The sequence below is a fragment of the Gordonia sp. 852002-51296_SCH5728562-b genome, from assembly GCF_001665475.1.
Lineage (GTDB): Bacteria > Actinomycetota > Actinomycetes > Mycobacteriales > Mycobacteriaceae > Gordonia > Gordonia sputi.
Window position 1 is genome coordinate 66,623 of sequence record NZ_LZMI01000065.1, and the last position, 18,895, is coordinate 85,517.

Genomic DNA, 18,895 nt, shown 5'->3' on the forward strand with positions numbered 1-18,895 from the left:
ACAGGGCTGCCCGACGGGACAAACCGCGATACCGTCATTTCATTCTTTGCGATTGACCTCAAAGAATGACACGAGTCGCCGCCACTGCCCGACGCCGACTCCACAGCCCACAACTGACCACTGCGCCAAGCATTTTCACGCCGCAGCACCTCTCGACGGAGATCCACATGCGCGACCATCGCTACGACATCCTCTTCGAACCTGTCCGGATCGGACCGGTCACCGCCCGCAACCGGTTCTTCCAGGTGCCGCATTGCAACGGCATGGGGTACCGCGATCCGTCCGGCGAGGCAGCGATGCGTCGGACGAAAGCCGAGGGCGGGTGGGCCGTGGTCTGCACCGAGCAGGTCGAGATCCATCCCACCTCGGATATCGGACCGTTCATCGAGCTCCGCCTCTGGGACGACCAGGACATGCCCGCGATCGCGCGTATCGCCGAGCAGATTCACGAGGGCGGTGCGCTCGCGGGAATCGAGCTGGCGCACAACGGACTCAACAGCCCCAATCTGATCAGCCGCGAAACTCCGTTGGCACCACAGCATCTGCCCGTCGTCTCGTGGAATCTCGATCCGGTGCAGGCCCGTGCGATGACGAAGGCCGACATCGTCGATCTGCGCAAATGGCATGCGGATTCGGTCCATCGGTCACTGAAGGCCGGCTACGACATCGTCTACGTCTACGCGGGACACGCGATCGGCGGTCTGCACCATTTCTTGTCTCGTCGATACAACAATCGCACCGACGAGTACGGCGGCAGCCTCGAGAACCGTGTACGCCTGATCCGCGAGATCCTCGAGGACACCCGCGAGATCGCCGACGGCAAAGCCGCTGTCGCGTGCCGCATCTCGGTCGACGAACTGCTCGGTGACGACGGCATCACCCGCAGCGAGATGGAAGACGTCTTCGGCCTGATCGGCGAGCATCCCGACCTCTGGGACCTCGTGCTGGGAAGCTGGGAGGACGACTCGGTCACCTCGCGCTTCGGCCCCGAGGCCGAGCAAGAGCCCTACGTCACCGGACTCAAGCAACTCACCACCAAGCCCGTCGTCGGAGTGGGCCGCTTCACCTCTCCCGACACCATGGTGCGCCACGTGAAGTCGGGCATCCTGGACCTCATCGGCGCCGCTCGACCGTCGATCGCGGATCCCTTCATGCCCAACAAGATCGAACGCGGCGATCTCGCGGACATCCGCGAGTGCATCGGTTGCAACATCTGCGTGTCCGGCGACTTCACCATGTCGCCGATCCGGTGTACGCAAAACCCCACAATGGGTGAGGAATTCCGACGCGGCTGGCATCCGGAGCGCATCTCGGTGAAGGGCTCCGACTCCTCGGTGCTCGTCGTCGGTGCGGGACCGGCGGGCCTCGAAGCCGCACGCGCACTGGGTAATCGCGGGTATCCCGTGACGCTCACCGAGGCGAGCCGGGTGCTCGGTGGCCGTGTGGCCCGCGAGTCGAAGCTTCCCGGACTGTCGGCATGGATTCGCGTCATCGACTATCGGCTGCAGCAACTCGACCGCCTCGACAACGTCGAGGTCTATCGCGAATCGCCGATGAGCACCGACGACATCCTCGAGTACGGCTTCGACCACGTCGTGATCGCGACCGGGGCGTCGTGGCGTAACGACGGCGTGGGCCGCTGGCACACGCATCCCATCGAGATCGATACCAGCACAGTGGTCTTCACTCCGGACGACATCATGGCCGGGGCGCGGCCTGCCGGCAAGCGCGTCGTGCTGTTCGACGACGACCACTACTACCTCGGCGCTGTCATCGCGGAGATGCTGGCCAAGGAGGGCTTCGCGGTCACGCTCGTCACCCCTGTCCCCCAGGTGTCGCAGTGGACCACCAACACCATGGAGGCTCACCGTATCCGCGCGCGGATCATGGAGGCCGGCGTGGACGTGTGCACCGATACGGCGGTGACCGCTGTCGACGCGTCCGGCGTGCAGACCGCGTGCCGATTCACCGGTCGGACAGGGCATCTCGATGCCGACGCCGTCGTCATGGTGACCGCGCGTCTCCCCCACGACGAGCTCTACACCCAACTGCACGAGCGCGGCGACGACTGGGCCGCGGCCGGAGTTCGCAGCGTCACCGGTGTCGGCGACGCCTGGGCGCCGTCGACCATCGCCGCGGCAGTCTGGTCGGGACACCGGTTCGCCGAGGAACTCGACGTGCCGCGCAACGACGATCCGGTGCCGTTCCGCCGTGAGGTCACCCAGTTGTCGATCGAGCCGGTGTTCAACACGCCGGTCTCGGTGTCCTGACGGACCCACCGACCACAGGAGTGGTGATGTACGCAGATCACATTTTCACCAACGCCGCAGTGTGGCAACCACTCGGTATGCCACCGGCGACCACGGTCACGGTGTCCGACGGCACCATCGTCGCGATCGGCTCCGACGTCGACCGTGACCTCGTCTCGGCGTCGACCGTCATCCACGACTTCGCGGGGGCGAGCCTGCTCCCGGGGTTCATCGACGCGCACGTGCATCCGGTGGCAGGCGGACTCGCAGCGCTGCGCTGCGATCTCTCTGAGCTCGCACATGATCGGCGCGGTTACCTCGAGGCCATCGCGGCCTACGTCGACTCGCACCCCGACGCCCCGGTCATCACCGGAAGTGGCTGGTATGGCGACGCATTTCCCGGCGGTCTGCCCACGCGTGCCGATCTCGACGAGGTGGTCGCGGACCGACCGGCGGTGCTCTCCAGCCACGACGGACACGGCGTCTGGGTCAACAGTGCCGCACTCGCCGACGCCGGAATCGACCGGCACACCCCGGACCCGACGGGTGGACGTATCGACCGCGACGCCGCGGGCGAACCCACCGGCGTCCTGTTCGAGCGGGCGGCCGACAGCGTCCAGGCACTCGCGCCCGAGATCGACGACGACGTGCTGCGCGAGGCATTGTTGACAGCTCAGCGTCGACTGCACTCCGTCGGCGTCACCGGCTGGCAGGACGCGGGCGTCGACATCCCGGCATTCGGCCTCTCCGACACACTCGCGACGTACCTCGCCGCGGACGAGGCCGGCGAGTTGACCGCACGCGTGTGCGGCGCATTGTGGTGGGCGGCCGAGCAGGGGCTCTCGCAGATCGACGCAGTCCGCGAACGCCGGGCACTCTCGCGACACGGCGGCCGGTTTCACGTCGACACCGTCAAGGTGATGCAGGACGGGATCTGCGAAAACTGCACTGCCGCAATGCTTGCGCCCTACTCCGGCCTGCCGACCGGGGCCGACCCCACCGGGCTCTCCTTCATCGACCCGGCAGAACTGAACGAGGTCTGCGCACTGCTAGCGCGCGACGAGTTCCACATCCACATGCACGCCGTCGGCGACCGCGCGGTCCGCGAATGCCTCGATGCGCTCGGGGCCGCACGCGCCGCCAATCCGGAGTTCGACGCCGCACACCAGATCGCGCATCTGGATGTGGTTGACCCGCAGGATATTCCACGCTTCGCAGCGCTCGGCGTGATGGCGAACATCCAGGCACTGTGGGCTCGCCGCGACATCGAGATCGTCGAACGCAAGCTCCCGCTACTGGGCGCCGACCGCGAGCGATGGCACTTCCCCTTCGGTTCGATCAGCGCGGCCGGTGGGACGCTGGCGATGGGCAGCGACTGGCCGGTCACCGATCCCAATCCGCTGTGGGCAATCCACACCGCGGTGAATCGAACCGGTTCTGACGCCGATCCGCATGCAATCGGCACCGACGCCCGCACCGTGCCGCTCGTCGCCGAGGAGGCGCTCACTCTGCGGACCGCCGTCGATGCCTACACGATCGGCGCGGCGCGCGCCGCCCACTGCGCTCAACACGCCGGTTCGATCGAGATCGGCAAGGACGCCGACCTCGTCGCACTCTCCGGTGACATCTCGACAGCGCAGGACATCGGTTGCCTCACTGCACAACTGACGATGGTCGGGGGAAATGTTGTCGGGGGTAGCGCGCTCGGCGAGAACATCGGTGGCCGGGCATGCGCTCACTGAGCGGAGGTGTCGCCGAACAGGTCTCGGCACAGTTCGGCGACGACTGCCGCACGCCGGGTCGGTCGCGCGGCGATCGCATTGAGCAGGACCATCGTGAGTGCGGGCGTCTCGTCGGCGATGGGTATCGCTGCGACCGGATGTCCGTCGAGCGCCATCGGCACGGCGGACTGCAGGTTGAGCACCGTGTATGCCAGGCCACGTCCGACCAGCGCGCGACAGGTCTCGACGGTCGTCGAGCGGTAGCGCACAACGGGTTCGACGCCGGCGTCGGCGAAGACCTGCCGGAAGTAGTCACGGCTGTGTGGCAGGTCGAGCAGCGCCATGGGTTCGTCGGCCAGGTCGGCGAGTCGGACCTTCCGCCGTTTGGCGAGTCGGTGCGAGCCCGCGACCAGAGCGTAGGGCGGAACACGACGTAGCGGCCACCGTTTGAGTCGCGGGTCGTCGACGAGGTCGTATCCGATACCCATCTCGAATGTTCCGTTCGCGACACCCTCGGCCAGGTCGGCCATGTCGACCTCGGTGGTCACCAACTCCAGGTTCGGCAGCTTCTCGGCTGCGACGGACAACAACTCAGGAAGGAGGTAGGGCGCCATGACCTCGAAGCAACCGATCGTCAGGGTTCCGGTCAGCGAGCCGCCCAATCCGTGTGCGGCAGAACGAAGATCGGCTGCGGATGCCAACAACTGGCGGCTCGCCACGAGCAATTGTCGACCTGCGGGAGTCAACGTGATGCCCTTGGCGTGATGACGGACAAGAAGCTGAATCCCCAGTGCGCCTTCGAGATCGGTCAGCGCCGTCGACATCGCCGACTGCGATAGGTGCACCGCCGACGCCGCGCGGGTGATACTCCCCGCCTCGGCCACGGCGACGAAATACTCCAACTGACGCAACGTGTAATCAGCCACGACGACCTCACAGACGATCCGGCGCGGCATCGGCTCGATCAATGCCGATGCACGAGAACCCCGACTCTACAGAACCTCGCCTCATCCCGACGGCTATCTGACGCCGCGCGAAGAATCCACTTCCATCCAGGAGTACCTCCATGACACTCTCGCATTCCGACCCGGGACGGACACCCGCCGCCCAGGCACCTTCCACACCGGCTCATCCCACACAGGCGCATCCCGGGCAGATTCACCCCGACCTCGGACAAGGCGGGCCGAACCTCCGACACTCGTTGCGTCGCTTCGATGTTCCGATCATGATCCTGTCGGCACTGATCAGCCTCGACATGGTGGGCGAGATCTCGTCTTTCGGCGGAGAGACCTTCACATGGCTCGTCGTGTTGGCGCTGCTGTGGATGGTGCCGTACGGCCTCGTCACCTCGGAGCTGGGTAGCGCATTTCCCGACGAGGGCGGACTGTTCGAGTGGGTCAAGCGCGCCTTCGGCCGTCTACCCGCGTCCATCGCCACGGTCATGTACTGGTCGATCAACCCGTTGTGGATCGGCGGGTCGCTCGCCTTCATCAGCACTGAAGCATGGAGCACGTTCATCCATCCGATCGGTTCGGGCACCGCGGGCGACTTTCTCTTCAAGACGCTCTTCGTCGTGGCAGCCGTCGCAGTGACGCTGCTGTCGATGCGCCGGGCGAGGGCAGTGCTGCAACTCGGGACCTACCTCAAGCTGATCCTGGCCGCCGTGTTCCTCGTGACGACCGTCATCTACGGAATTCAGCACGGGTTCAACGGAATCGGCTCGGTCACCTGGTCGCCGACGCTCGGCGGCTTCCTCGGGCTCGTACCGCTGCTCCTGTTCTCCCTCGTCGGTTTCGAGGTTCCCAGTCAGGCAGGCGGCGAGATGCAGAATCCGCAGCGCGACGTGCCCCGCGGTATCGCGATGAGTGGATGCATCGGCTTGATGGTCTACGCGCTGCCGGTACTGGCCCTGCTGCTGGTGTTGCCGAGCGACAAGATCACCGGCATCGGCGGTTTCATGGCTGCACTCGACACCGTCTTCGGTGTCTACGGGTCAGCGGCGTCGATCCTCGTGAAGGTTGCGGTGATCGCGTTCATCATCGCGCTCGGAATCACCGGCGCCACCTGGGCGATGGCCGCGAACCGCGCGTTGGCGGTGGCCGCCGGCGACGGCGGATTCTTCCCCTACTTCGCGAAGTTCGACGCCAAGACGGGTTCGCCGATTCGGGTCGGCATCTTCACCGGAGTGATCGCCCTGGCGTTCATGATCGTCGGCGTCGTCTTCTCCGGCGGTGACAGCGCAGCCACGTTCACGGTGGTGCTCACCATCACCATCTCGACGTCGCTGATCGCCTACCTCTTCGTCTTTCCCGCGGCATTCCGCCTGCGCATCAACCATCCGAACACGCCGCGGCCCTACGCCGTCCCCGGCGGAACCATCGGCATGGGCATCGCGGCGGGACTCGCGACATTCTGGGCGGCACTCGGGGTCTGGGTCGCGGTGTTCCCTGGCACCCTGGAGAGCCTGTTCGGCCTCGACTACGCGTTCCTCGACACCTGGAAGGTCTCACGCGTCCGCTTCGAGGCGTTCACACTCGGGACTCTGGCCGTGCTCACACTGATCGCCACCGCCGGATACCTCGTCGCACGAAGGTCGCGACGCACCAACCCGATCACTGTTGAGCAGCGATGATCTCTGCGGCGCGTTCGGCAACGCTCATGATGGTGCCGACAGGATTGACCGAGGTGAGCGTGGGAAAGACGGAGGCATCGACGACGCGCAGACCGCTGACCCCACGGACTCGCAGCGATGGGTCCAGCACGGCCATCGGGTCGTCGTCCGACCCCATCCTGCAGGTTCCGGATACGTGGTAGACCGTCTGATGCGTGGCCCGCAGTGCCGACGACAGTTCGTCGTCGGACTGCAGGGCCTCGCCCGGGAACACTTCGCGCACAACCCACTTCGACATCGGTGCGGTTGCCGCGATACGTCGTGCGGCACGAATGCCCGCCACGAGCGTCGCCTCGTCCACACCGTCGGGGTCGGTGAAGTACCGGTAGTCGATCGACGGTGGAGTCGACGGATCGTCGTCGACGATCTGGACCCGACCGCGGCTGCGCGGTTTGGCCACGTTCGGCGCGATCGAGATGATCCGGTCAGGCATGTCGACGCCGTAGCTGACGGCATGATCTGCGACGGCCTCGACCGGGAAATGCATGAGCACGTCGGGACGGGCGGGGCTCGATTCGTCGACGCGCAGCGCAGCGCCCGCATCCCACCCCGTGGCGCACGTCGACGGCACGTCGCGATCGGTCTCCCACACGATGAGACCTTCGGCGTGATCCATGAGGTTCTCACCGACGCCGGGTGCGACGACGCGCACCGGCACTCCCGCCCGGGTGAGCACGTCGCTCGGACCGATTCCTGAGCGCTGCAGCAGTGCGGGTGAAGCGATCGCACCCGCGCAGACAATGACTTCACGCGAGGCGAGGTGATCGTTCTCGCTACCGTCTCGCGCGATGGTCCGCACTCCGACGGCGCGGTCGCCGTCGAAGATGATCGAACTGGCCAGTTCATGGTGCAGCACAGTCAGATTGGATCGCTCGGCGAGTACGGGGTGCAAATAGTGCACCGAGGTCGACGATCGCAGGTTGGATTCGGGGGTGTAGCCGATGTCGAAGAATCCGGCACCCTCCCCCGTGTTCGCGAAGTCGGCGTCGTGGTTCCAGCCGGCTCGAGCCGGCAGGTCAAGAGCGCAGCGCGCAGCGTCGACGACGTCGGCGACGTACGGATTGCGATCGGCTTCCGCGACGGGCGCAATGGGGGTGACGAGCTTGTCGAAACAACGGCCGAGCGTATCGGCGTCCCAACCGTCGGCCCCCAGCGCGACCCACTCGTCGATGTCTGCGCGCAGCGGTCGCCACGTGATCATCGTGTTGGCCGTCGCGCAGCCTCCGAGGATGTGCATGCGCGCCTGACGAATTCCGGAGTTGCCACGCTCCTGCGGCACGCTGCGGTAGTCCTGGTCGTACTCGCTCTCGAGCATCTCCGCCCACCGTCGAATCGAGCGGGCGCGGGGCTCGTGCTCGTCACTCGGGCCGGCCTCGAGGACCGTGACCGTCACCGCGGGGTCCTCGCTCAGACGAGCCGCCACGATGCAGCCTGCCGTGCCGCCTCCTACGACGAGATAGTCAGGAGCACTGGACTTGTCAGGAGAACCGGGGTTGTCAGGATTGCTCATGCCGCCGGCTCTGACGCCAGGTTCGCGCTCGCCGGCGCCTCGCTCTTACGGGTGGCCATCAGGACGTAGTAGAGCGGGCAGATGACAGCGAGCCCGACAATCCACGAGATATCGACGCCGCCAATCTCTTTCGCCAACGGACCGGTCCACAGAGTCGTCGAGAGGAACGGAATCTGAACTCCGATACCGATCACGTAGCACGCAATGGCGATCCAGTTGAATCGACCGTAGACACCGCCGTCGCGACGAAAGAGTGATTCGATGTCGTACTCGCCGTGGCGTAGGAGGTAGTAGTCGACGAGATTGACTGCGGTCCAGGGAATCAGGACGCAGAGGAGCAGGGCCAAGAAGTTGGCGTAGTTGGCCAGGAAGTCGTCTGCACTGAGCAGAGCAGGCAGCATCGCGATGGCGAACAGCACGAGCGCGATGACTGCACGGCTCGTCGCCTGTGCTCGCCATCGAGGAAAGATGTTCTGTCCCACTGTGATCGTGGAGAGCGCGCCACAGTAGAGGTTCATGCCGTTGGTGACGCTGATACCGACGGCGAAGACGAGGAACAGCCCCGTGGAGATCCCATGGGTCAACGTTCCCATGCCCGCGAGGGTGTCGGAGTCGGGCAGAGCGGCGCCGATCAGCACACCGAGCAGCATCGGAAGTACCGACCCGAGAACACATCCCGCATAGGTTGCCCAGAAGGCCGTCTTCACTCCGGTGTCGCGCGGCAGATAGCGCGTGTAGTCCGACACGTAGGGCGCGTAGGCGATCTGCCACAACGCCGCTGCGGAGAACGTGGCCATGAAGCCTGCCCAGGTGAACCCGCTGCTGTGCCAGGTATCCGTCGGCAACCCATTGACACCGATCATCCAGACGAACGCGAGGAGGAGCGCCAGGCCCGCGACCACCGACAGCACAGCCGCCATGGAGTGAATCAGCTTGTAGCCGATCATCGTCACGACGACGCTGATGGCACCGATGATGAAGATCGCCCAGTTGTCCGGCAGCCCGGTCACTTCGGCGAAGGCTTTGCCGCCGAGCACCGCGTTCGACGCGAAGAATCCCAGATACATGAAGACGACGAGCACCACCACGAGCAGGCTGCCCAGCGAACCGAATTGTGCTCGGGTCTGGAGCATCTGGGGTACACCCATCTGCGGGCCCTGCGCCGCGTGCAGCGCCATGACCACACCGCCCACGAGATTGCCAGCGACGACTGCGATCGCGCCCGCCCAGAAGGGCAGCCCGAACACGGTGGTGGCCAGCGCTCCGGTGATGATCGTCAGCAGCATGATGTTCGAGCCGAACCACACGGTGAAGATGTCGCGCGCGCGGCCGTGCCGTTCGTCGTGCGGAATGTGGTCGATGGTGCGGCGCTCCACCGACGGCGCTGCGCCCGTCGACGGCTGGGTTGACGTGTTCATCGGGAGATACCTCTGCTCTGTGTGGGCGGCACTGGATCGGCCTGTGCGCGTGTGTCTGGCGGGTGTCACGGTGTGCGGTTCGGAGCGAGCCACGGCCACGGCGTCGGGGCTGTTCAGCAAGTATCGAGGCGATCAGCATCACCGGGAAAACAGAAAGTTCCGGACTTTTACATCTAGAGAACAGATGACCTCGTTGCGCTATACGTTCTCGGCGCTGACGGGCAGCCGTACCACGTCGGCGCCCCCTTACATCGACCAGACCGATGTAGAACGTCAGATAAATCGGCGCTGCCTGATCTATCGCGCTTCACGATTTCCCGTCACGATAGAGTCATGACCGATCTACCCGACCTCACCTCGATCGACTGGTCCGCGCGCGCAGGCGAGATCGCGTTCTGCTCCCAGGCGTTCATCGATGGCCAGTGGCTCTCCGCACAGTCCGGCACGACCTTCGACGTCGTGAACCCTGCGACGGACACCGTGCTCGCCTCCGTCGCCGCCTGCAACGCCGAGGACGTCGACGTCGCCGTCGCCGCTGCGCGTCGAGCCTTCGACGACGGGCGCTGGTCGAAGCTGTCCGCCGGCGAGCGCGGGACGGTACTCATCCGCTTCGCCACCCTGATCGAACAGCATGCCGAGGAACTCGCGACGCTCGTGACGCTGGAGATGGGCAAGGCGATCCGCGATTCGTACGAGGTCGAAGTCCCCGGCGCCGCAGCCGTTTTCCGGTTCTACGGCGAGGTGGCCGACAAGATCCCGGGCGAGTTGCCCCCGACCGCCGACGGCAGCGTCGCCATGGTTCGCCGGGTACCGCTCGGCGTCGTCGGCGCAGTTGTGCCCTGGAACTTTCCGCTCGACATCGCAGCATGGAAGGTCGCACCCGCACTGGCCGCGGGCAACACCGTCGTCCTCAAACCTGCTGAGGAAAGCCCGCTTTCGGCTCTGCGCTTGGCCGAGATCGCGGTCGAAGCCGGGATCCCACCCGGCGTCTTCAACGTCGTGCCGGGCCTGGGCGCCGACGCCGGTCGTGCGCTCGGACTCCACTCCGACGTGCAGTGCCTGACATTCACCGGCTCCACGGAGGTCGGAAAGAAGTTCTTGGCCTACAGCGCAGAATCGAACATGAAGCAGGTCTGGCTCGAGTGTGGCGGCAAGAGCCCCAACCTGGTGTTCGCCGACTGCGCCGACCTCGACGCCGCCGCAGAGATGGCCTGTTTCGGCATCTTCGGCAATCAGGGCGAGGTCTGCTCTGCCAACAGCCGACTTCTGGTGCAGCGCGAAATACTCGACGAATTCGTCGACAAGGTTGTCGAGAAGGCTGGGGCTTACTTGCCTGGCGACCCGCTCGACCCGGCGTCGACAACGGGCGCCATGGTGACGCGCAAGCAACTCGACCTCGTCCTCGGCTTCGTCGATCAGGCGCGCGAAGACGGACGAATAGCACTTGGCGGCAACCGAATCGGCGACGTCGGGTGCTTCATGGAGCCCACCGTCGTCGTCGACCTTCCCGCCGATTCGGCGGTGATGACCGACGAGATCTTCGGCCCGGTGCTGGCGGTGATCGCGTTCGATTCCGAGGACGAGGCAGTCGCCCTGGCCAATGACACTCCGTTCGGGCTTGCAGCATCGGCATGGACCTCGAATCTCGATCGCGCACTGCGGATGTCGGACAATCTGCACGCCGGAACCGTCTCGATCAACACTGTCGACGCCCTTTCTCCCGGAACACCTTTCGGCGGCTTCGGGGCATCGGGGTTCGGTTCGGACCTGTCGGTCCACGCGATCGAGAAGTTCACCGGACTCAAGACGACGTGGATCGCGCGCGGCTGAGAATAACGTCCGCGAGGTAGCTGACACAGCCCGACGGAGCCAAGGGCACCGTGTGTTGTGTCCTCGATCACCGCAGTCCGCGGTCGATCTCCGCCGCTGCGAAAAGCGCTGAAGCAGTCTTCACAATCTCATTAGTTCTTGGCAATTCGGCAAATTGACGCCGAAGTCCGGTGGACCTCGGCTTCATGCTCGGCGACCGTCTGCGCGCCCGGCCCTGAATCCAGCAGGCGTCTTTCTCGATCCAGTTGGGCAACGTCGCAGTTTGACGTCGAACAGGCCACCAACGTGCTTACTGGCGCCGAGTTTCGACTCGGCCGCCTCCTTCAAACGGTCGTGATACATCCGAACCGCCGGCTCACGGGTCTACTGATCGAACTTCCGTGGTGCTCCCATATCCGTCCTCCCGGTGAGATCACGGTCTCCACCAGACCCAAGACACTTCAGTGCCGACAACGCCACAAGACCTAGGCGTCAACGCACATTCGATGACAAGGCAAAAGGCGGTGCTCCCGCTGAAGTGAAGCTCCCCGACGGCCGTACGGTAAAGGTCACTAGGATTCGAGACATCGAGGTTCCAGGCGAAAAGGGAGAAGGCTGAATTCGGCAATGCAGACACATCTGATCGACAGCCCAGGACTAAGGTCCTTTATCGGTCCTGACGATGACTTGGGGTCCTTTCTCATACCTCTGCAACAGTTTGATGGCCACAAGCTATACACCGAACTCATCTGTAAGCTGCCCCACCCCGGCTGGTCGGAGGACTTCACTCAGACCGATATCGAATACGCAAAGGAAGCATTCCTGCAAGTGGCAGGCAGCGCATCCGCAATGACAGTGGAAGTTCGCTTCCGAGGGGGACGCGGGATCGAGGGACTGTTCACCGTTGGACGACCCCCTGCTGCGGACACAACCAGCCCCCCGTCAATAACGATTGCAGTTGCCGACCACACCACACTCGTGTACCCAAACGAAGTCTTCGATGCCACCGAAGCAGCAAACCTCTGCTTCTACTACTACACGCACGACACTGTCCCCGACTCCTATGTGCTGCGCCCGTTCACAAGCGGCGAATCCTCATCCGACTAGACAGCGCAGGATAAAAATCCGCACACGAGCGCAGCGTCGCGTTTGAAATCGGGAGCGGTGAGGGGTAGGTGAGTTAGCCATGGCAGTTCCGACGCACGTGGTCAACGCGATGGATTACGAGATGTGGTTGGGACCGAACGAGACGCTCTACTCGTTTCGTACGCCGCTCGATGCGCTCGATGGTCGAACGCGTTACGCACGAGTCATGTGGCGGCTGCCCCGTCCCGGTTGGCAACAAGACTTCACCGACGCAGAAATCGATGACGCCAAGACAGCTTTTCTACAAGTGGGCGGCAGCGCTCAGGAAATGACTGTCGAGGTTCGACTACCGGGCGGACAAGGCCGTACGGGACTATTCACGGTAGGGCGGCCACCGGCAGCGGACTTGACGTCGCCACCATCAGTGACCATCCACGTGGGTGAGTACCCGACGCGGGTCTATCCGAACGAGGTCTTCGCTGCTGCCGAAGCAGCCGACATTTGGTTCTACTACTACAAAAACGGCACGGTGCCCCCGTCGTATGCGCTGCGGCCCACCGGAAACGATGAAGCTCCGACCGGATGACTCCCCAGCTCGACGTGACAATTGAGTGTAAGCAGGTTGGGACGTAAGGCGATGCAACGGTTCTGCCGCACCCCGTTCGCTCAGCTTGGCCTGTTCGCGACGCTCTGTAGTCGCGCCACAGCCGTGCGGGGACTTGCGAGCTGAAGCGTCTCCGCGGTGTTCTGGGAGATGAGATCACACCCGAAGAGGACACCGTCTCTCATCGAAAGACTGTTCGGATTCTCCTGGCGGATGCCCGTTTCGTCAGGTAGCATAGAACACATATTCGAAGAGGCTGATCGGCTCGATCTCGGCAGCCGATTCTCTGTAACGGATACTCACGGGCGGGGGTGAGAACAGATGGCCACAGAATTTCACGACGAGCAGATCGACGAAAACCTCAGCACGCCTTCCGCTTTGGCTTCAACCGTGCCAGGTTCGGCCGATGCCGCGGTGGCTGAGCAACTGTCACGTCTGTCAGCAGCCTTGGACACGTTGGCTGAGGTTGATGCGTCGGCGCTGTCGGACGGAGTCCTCGTAGAAGCTGCGCAGGTTGCCGAGCGGCTGGCTCGGCGCACCTCGGGAGCTGTGACCGACCGTCTGGTGGTCGAGGTGTCTGATCGCAGTGCCGACCGTAGGCTGGGCTACCGCAATCTAAGTGGGTTTTTGGCCAGTCATCTGCACGTCGGTGACCCTGCGGCCAGGTATTGGCTGATCGCCGAAACCGGCACGTTCACCTCGATACTGGGTGAGCGAGTGGCCCCGAAGTGTCCAACCCTGGCCGAGCGTGTGGCGCAGGGATTGGTGGCGCCCGCACATGCACGGGCCGTCATCGATGTGCTCAACAAGATCCCTCGCGCCGTTCCCGCAGAGACGCGTGCGGCAGCCGAGGTGCAGATGGCAGATTATGCGACTTCATACACTCCGGCTGAAATCAGCAGTCTCGGGGCACGATTGTTGGCCCATCTCGATCCCGACGGCTCACTGACAGACGCCAAAGACCGCAAGCGTCGTCGTGCGTTCTGGGTGAATCGGCAAGATGCGCAACTGATGTCACGGCTGACCGCCGATCTCGATCCGGCCGCACGCGCGCGTCTGGATGCGGTGCTGGATGCGTGGGGCAAACCCGGTATGAACAATCCCGATGATCCCGACTCGCCGTCAGGACCTGTCGGTTCGGCTGATCCCGACCTGCTCCGCGCAGCGGCACAACGTGACGAGCGATCGGCAGCGCAACGCAATCATGACGCCTTCTCTGCGCTGCTGGCTCGTGTGCTCGACTCCGGCATGCTCGGCAAGTCTCATCGCGGGCTGCCGATCCAGGTGATCGTCAAAACCAGTCTCACCGAACTCGAGCAGCAGGCTGGTTTGGCGCAGACCGCCTCCGGAGCGCTACTGCCGATCAAGGATCTGATCGAGATGGCTGCCACCAGCGGCGCGCAGCCATTCCTCGCAGTGTTCGCCGAACACACCAGCGTGCCACTGTATTTGGGTCGATCGAAAAGGATCGCCACCCTCGGACAACGCTTCGCCTCGTTCGCCTCCGATGGCGGCGGGATGTGTTCAGCACCGGGTTGTACCCAACCCGCGTCGCGAGTACAGATGCATCACGCCGCCAAGGACTGGGCGAAGGGTGGACTCACCGATATCGACCAACTGGTGCCCGCATGCGACGTGCACAACAGCAAGGTCGGACCGAATATCGGCCAGTACACAACGCGAATGATCACCGACGGTCCCGACACCGGACGAGTGGCGTGGCGGTTGAACGCCAGTCCCGGCATGCCACCCAATCGTGAACATGTGAACCGAATGGCCGACGTGGCCGCCGACTTCCGCGACTACCTCGCCTCCGAGCACACCGGCACCGCGCACACCGGCACCGAGCAGATCAACGCCGAACACACCGCGACCGACACCACCGGGCATCCTGCAGGAATTACAACGGCCGGCGGTGCGAGTTCGAGCGGCATGACCGGCGCAGGCGAACCCAGCGTTGGCGGCGCTGCTGTATCGCCACGCCGGAAAACGGATACGCCGAGCGCGTATGAGCAGATCTTCACCGGCGTCGAACTGCGACTGGTGGCGAGCATGCTCACCGACGACACCCCGGCCCGCGAGAAGCGCGTCGACTTCACGTGGAACCCACCCAGACCACTCCAACTCGACCCGGACCCGCCGACGGACCCCGGCGGGCCATCCGACCCCGGCGCGTCACCTGAACCGGACCCGCCGGCCGCACCCGACTCGCCTGGCGGCGTCGACCCGCCGCTGTCTGACGCAGCCTGACTGGCTGCGGCGTCGCCGCCAATCCTGTTGCACCGCAACCCGTCAGCAACCCGTCAGCCCCCCGCACCGTACATCCGGTGGCGGGGCTGACGTGGTTGGGCGTCGAATCAACCCTGTTCGAATCAGCTCTGGCGCGCCAAGACCATTCGGAGGGCCATGCGCGCGTACGCCGTGCCCAGCGCGACAGGATCGCGGCGATCACGGCTGGGGAACCAGCGGCACACGTCGACGCACAGCGACGAGATGGCGAGCACGACGTCGTCGGGGTCGTCGGCTGCGAACTCCCCGGCAGCAACACCTCCGGCGACGATGGTCGCGAGAATTGCGGTTGTCTTGCGACGAACCGCACTGATCGAACGGTAGTGGTCGGCGGTCAGCGCACCCAGTTCGTACTGGACCACCTTGGCCAGCTCGTGATGCTCCGCCTGCCACCGCGCGAAGGCACTCACGACGTTCTCCAGACGAACCGCGTACGGGTCAGACGGATCGTCGACTTCGCGTAGCGCCTCGTAGACGCTGCGGTGTCCGTCGAGGGCGATCGAGTACAGCAGGTCCTCTTTCGACCGGAAGTGTGGGTACATCGCCGCGGCGCTCATCTTCAACGAGGCAGCGATCTGCCGCGTCGACGTGCCCGCATAGCCGAGTTGGGCGAACGACACAATTGCCGCATCGCGTATGCGCTGCGCTGCAGCCGACTCCCGCGTCGTCACGTCGCCGTCACCCCGTTTCGCTCGTCGAATTCCCGCCTGATGGTTGACCCAAACCGGCACACCAGGCAGTATAAGCGAGTGCTCATAAAATGAGCGACTGCTTAGGACGACGATTCCGTCACGTCGGACTTCGGATCGTGTGACCCGATCGTCGTGTCGAGCAGCCAGCAATCCGCTGCCTCAAGGAAAGTGTCATGGCCGAACCGATCTCCAAGCGCGACCTCGAATTCATGCTCTACGAGTGGCTCGACGTCGAGTCACTGACCGAGCGCGAACGCTTCGCCGAACACTCCCGAGACACATTCGACGCCGTGCTCGAACTCGCCGCCGACCTCGCGACCAAACGCTTCGCGCCGGTCAACCGACTCGGCGACACCCAGGAGCCCTACGTCGGCGACGACGGTGCCGTCGTCTTGCCCGACGAAATCCAGTCGGGCATCGCCGAGTTCATCAAGGCGGGCCTGGGCGCGGGCTCGTTCGACGAATCGCTCGGCGGCATGCAATTGCCGAGCGTCGTGAGTCTCGCTGCGCAGTCGTGGTTCCAGGCGGCGAATGCAGGCATGTCGTCGTACTCGTTCCTCACGATCGGCAACGCCAATCTGATCGCCGAGTACGGCACACCAGAACAGATCGACACCTGGGTTCGCCCCATGGTCGAGGGACGCTACTTCGGCACGATGTGCCTGTCCGAGCCGCAGGCCGGATCCTCACTCGCCGACATCACGACCAAGGCGACACCGACTGACGACGGCACCTACCGCATCACCGGAACCAAGATGTGGATCTCGGCAGGCGACCACGAACTCGGTGAGAACATCGTGCATCTCGTGCTCGCCAAGGCTCCGGGCGGCAAGCCGGGAGTAAAGGGCATCTCGCTGTTCATCGTTCCCAAGTACCTGCCGGAGGGCACCCGCAACGACGTCGCACTCGTCGGCCTCAACCACAAGATGGGCCAGCGCGCGACCACCAACTGCCTCCTCAACTTCGGCGACGGCACCTACGGCACTGAACAAAACTCCGGCGCGGAATCCACCGGCGCTGAACAAAACCCGCCCGCTCACTCCGTTCCCGGCGCGGTCGGCTACCTGGTTGGCGAGGAGCACAAAGGCCTCCAGTACATGTTCCACATGATGAACGAGGCGCGCATCGGCGTCGGATTCCTCGCAACATCACTGGGTTACGCGGGCTACCTCACATCCCTCGAGTACGCCAAGGTTCGCACGCAGGGGCGTCCTGTCGACCAGAAGGACCCGACCTCCAAGCCCGTCCCGATCATCGAGCACGCCGACGTCAAACGGATGTTGTTGGCGCAGAAGGCCTATGTCGAAGGGGCACTCGCGCTCGGCCTGTACTCCGGCAAGCTCGTCGACCTGCAGCGGACCGGAGACGCAAGCGAGGCAACTCGAGCGGGCCTGCTGCTCGATGTCCTCACGCCGATCTCCAAGTCGTGGCCGTCCCAATGGTGTTTGACCGCAAACGATCTCGCCATCCAGATTCACGGCGGCTACGGTTACACCCGCGAGTTCCCCGTCGAGCAGTTCTACCGCGACAACCGTCTCAACCCCATCCACGAGGGCGCACATGGCATCCACGGACTCGACCTGCTCGGCCGCAAGGTCATCATGAATGGCGGAGCCGGCCTGGAACTGCTCGCGAACACGATCACCCAGACCACCGACCGCGCTGGCTCCACTCCCGCCACTGCGGCTCTCGCCGACGAATTGCGCAGTCGCGTCCAACGACTCGTCACCGTGACCGGGCAGGTGTGGTCGGCAGGAGATGTCGCGGTCTCGCTCGCGAACGCCACCGCATACCTCGAAGCCACCGGACACATCGTCATCGCCTGGATGTGGCTCGAGCAACTGCTCGCCGTCGCAGACAAGACCGGAGACTTCTACGACGGCAAACGCGTCGCAGCGCAGTACTTCTTCACCTATGAGCTACCGAAGGTCGACGCCCAGTTCGACCTGCTCGCAGCGCTCGACCGCACGACGCTCGACGCGCGTCCCGAAATATTCTGACCCACAACACATCCCCGCACGATCGACTCAGGAGAGACTTCATGTCAGTACTCGATCTGTTCAACGTGACCGACAAGGTCGTCGTCGTCACCGGCGCCTCGTCGGGACTCGGCGTACGCTTCGCCACGGCCTTCGCGGAGGCAGGCGCCGACGTCGTACTCGCCGCCCGACGCGCCGACCGGCTGACCGAGACCGCAGCACAGGTCGAGGCACTCGGACGCAAAGCCCTGACCGTGGCGGCAGATGTCTCCGACCCCGCGGACTGCCAGCGCGTGATCGACAGCGCCGTCGAAACTTTCGGCCGCGTCGACATCCTCATCAACAACGCGGGCATCGGCACCGCGGTACCGGCAACGCGTGAGACGCCGGAGCAGTTCCGTTCGGTCATCGACGTCAACCTCAACGGCTCGTACTGGATGGCTCAGGCCGCGGGCCGAGTCATGCAGCCGGGCAGCGTTATCGTCAACATCTCCAGCATCTTGGGCCTGACCACCGCAGGTCTCCCCCAGGCCGCCTATGCGGCGAGCAAGGCTGCCATCGTCGGCCTCACCCGCGATCTGGCCCAACAGTGGGGATCTCGAAAGGGTATCCGCGTCAACGCGATTGCACCCGGGTTTTTCGAGAGCGAGATGACAGACACCTACGCACCCGGATACATCGAGTCGCAGATGCCGCGAGTCCTGCTGGGACGTATGGGAGATCCCTCGGAACTCGCGGCCACGGCGATCTGGCTGAGCTCGGCCGCAGGCGGCTACGTCACCGGCCAGACGATCGCGGTCGACGGCGGAATCACGGTCACCTAGATCGGCTACCGCCCGCGCAACCGCCCGACACAACCATTGACCG

Annotated in this window: 13 protein-coding genes; 9 read left to right on the top strand and 4 right to left on the bottom strand. The window is 64.5% G+C overall.

Annotation, left to right across the window (positions count from 1 at the left end; translation table 11 throughout):
* Positions 1–167: 167 nt before the first annotated feature.
* Complete coding sequence (locus A5766_RS12415; protein WP_005207119.1) at positions 168–2,270, top strand: oxidoreductase; 2,103 nt, start codon at positions 168–170, stop codon at positions 2,268–2,270.
* Positions 2,271–2,296: 26 nt separating this feature from the next.
* Positions 2,297–3,991, top strand: a complete 1,695-nt coding sequence (locus A5766_RS12420; RefSeq protein WP_005207120.1) for an amidohydrolase — start codon at positions 2,297–2,299, stop codon at positions 3,989–3,991.
* Here A5766_RS12420 and A5766_RS12425 read toward each other — a convergent pair.
* Positions 3,985–4,926, bottom strand: a complete 942-nt coding sequence (locus tag A5766_RS12425) for a LysR family transcriptional regulator (RefSeq protein ID WP_064904935.1) — start codon at positions 4,924–4,926, stop codon at positions 3,985–3,987. The genes A5766_RS12420 and A5766_RS12425 overlap by 7 nt on opposite strands.
* A gap of 110 nt (positions 4,927–5,036) precedes the next feature.
* Between A5766_RS12425 and A5766_RS12430 the strand changes: the two genes are divergently transcribed.
* Complete coding sequence (locus tag A5766_RS12430) at positions 5,037–6,602, top strand: APC family permease (protein WP_005207122.1); 1,566 nt, start codon at positions 5,037–5,039, stop codon at positions 6,600–6,602.
* On the opposite strand, the gene A5766_RS12435 is transcribed toward A5766_RS12430, so the two are convergent.
* On the bottom strand, positions 6,583–8,151 hold the full coding sequence (locus tag A5766_RS12435; protein ID WP_064904936.1) for a GMC family oxidoreductase: 1,569 nt from the start codon (positions 8,149–8,151) through the stop codon (positions 6,583–6,585). The genes A5766_RS12430 and A5766_RS12435 overlap by 20 nt on opposite strands.
* Positions 8,148–9,569 carry a purine-cytosine permease family protein gene (locus A5766_RS12440; protein ID WP_064862375.1) on the bottom strand — a complete coding sequence of 474 codons (1,422 nt, stop codon included), beginning with the start codon at positions 9,567–9,569 and terminating at the stop codon, positions 8,148–8,150. Before A5766_RS12440 ends, A5766_RS12435 begins: the two co-directional genes overlap by 4 nt.
* A gap of 333 nt (positions 9,570–9,902) precedes the next feature.
* Between A5766_RS12440 and A5766_RS12445 the strand changes: the two genes are divergently transcribed.
* From A5766_RS12445 to A5766_RS12460, 4 genes are all read left to right on the top strand, one after another.
* A complete protein-coding gene (locus tag A5766_RS12445) occupies positions 9,903–11,399 on the top strand; it encodes an aldehyde dehydrogenase family protein (RefSeq protein WP_005207126.1) in 1,497 nt (498 codons plus the stop codon).
* Between the two features lie 606 nt (positions 11,400–12,005).
* Entirely contained in the window at positions 12,006–12,485 is a 480-nt protein-coding gene (locus A5766_RS12450) for a hypothetical protein (protein WP_005202194.1), read from the top strand.
* 79 nt (positions 12,486–12,564) lie between these two features.
* On the top strand, positions 12,565–13,050 hold the full coding sequence (locus tag A5766_RS12455) for a hypothetical protein (RefSeq protein WP_005202196.1): 486 nt from the start codon (positions 12,565–12,567) through the stop codon (positions 13,048–13,050).
* A gap of 339 nt (positions 13,051–13,389) precedes the next feature.
* Positions 13,390–15,318: an HNH endonuclease signature motif containing protein gene (locus tag A5766_RS12460; protein ID WP_005202199.1), complete on the top strand. Its 1,929-nt coding sequence runs from the start codon at positions 13,390–13,392 to the stop codon at positions 15,316–15,318.
* Between the two features lie 122 nt (positions 15,319–15,440).
* Here A5766_RS12460 and A5766_RS12465 read toward each other — a convergent pair whose 3' ends face one another.
* Positions 15,441–16,028, bottom strand: coding sequence for a TetR/AcrR family transcriptional regulator (locus A5766_RS12465; protein ID WP_064904945.1), 588 nt, complete (start codon positions 16,026–16,028; stop codon positions 15,441–15,443).
* Positions 16,029–16,222: 194 nt separating this feature from the next.
* On the opposite strand from A5766_RS12465, the gene A5766_RS12470 reads away from it, so the two are divergent.
* Both A5766_RS12470 and A5766_RS12475 read left to right on the top strand, forming a co-directional pair.
* Positions 16,223–18,049, top strand: coding sequence for an acyl-CoA dehydrogenase (locus tag A5766_RS12470; RefSeq protein ID WP_005202211.1), 1,827 nt, complete (start codon positions 16,223–16,225; stop codon positions 18,047–18,049).
* A gap of 41 nt (positions 18,050–18,090) precedes the next feature.
* Positions 18,091–18,852, top strand: a complete 762-nt coding sequence (locus A5766_RS12475; protein ID WP_005202213.1) for an SDR family NAD(P)-dependent oxidoreductase — start codon at positions 18,091–18,093, stop codon at positions 18,850–18,852.
* Positions 18,853–18,895: the final 43 nt, after the last annotated feature.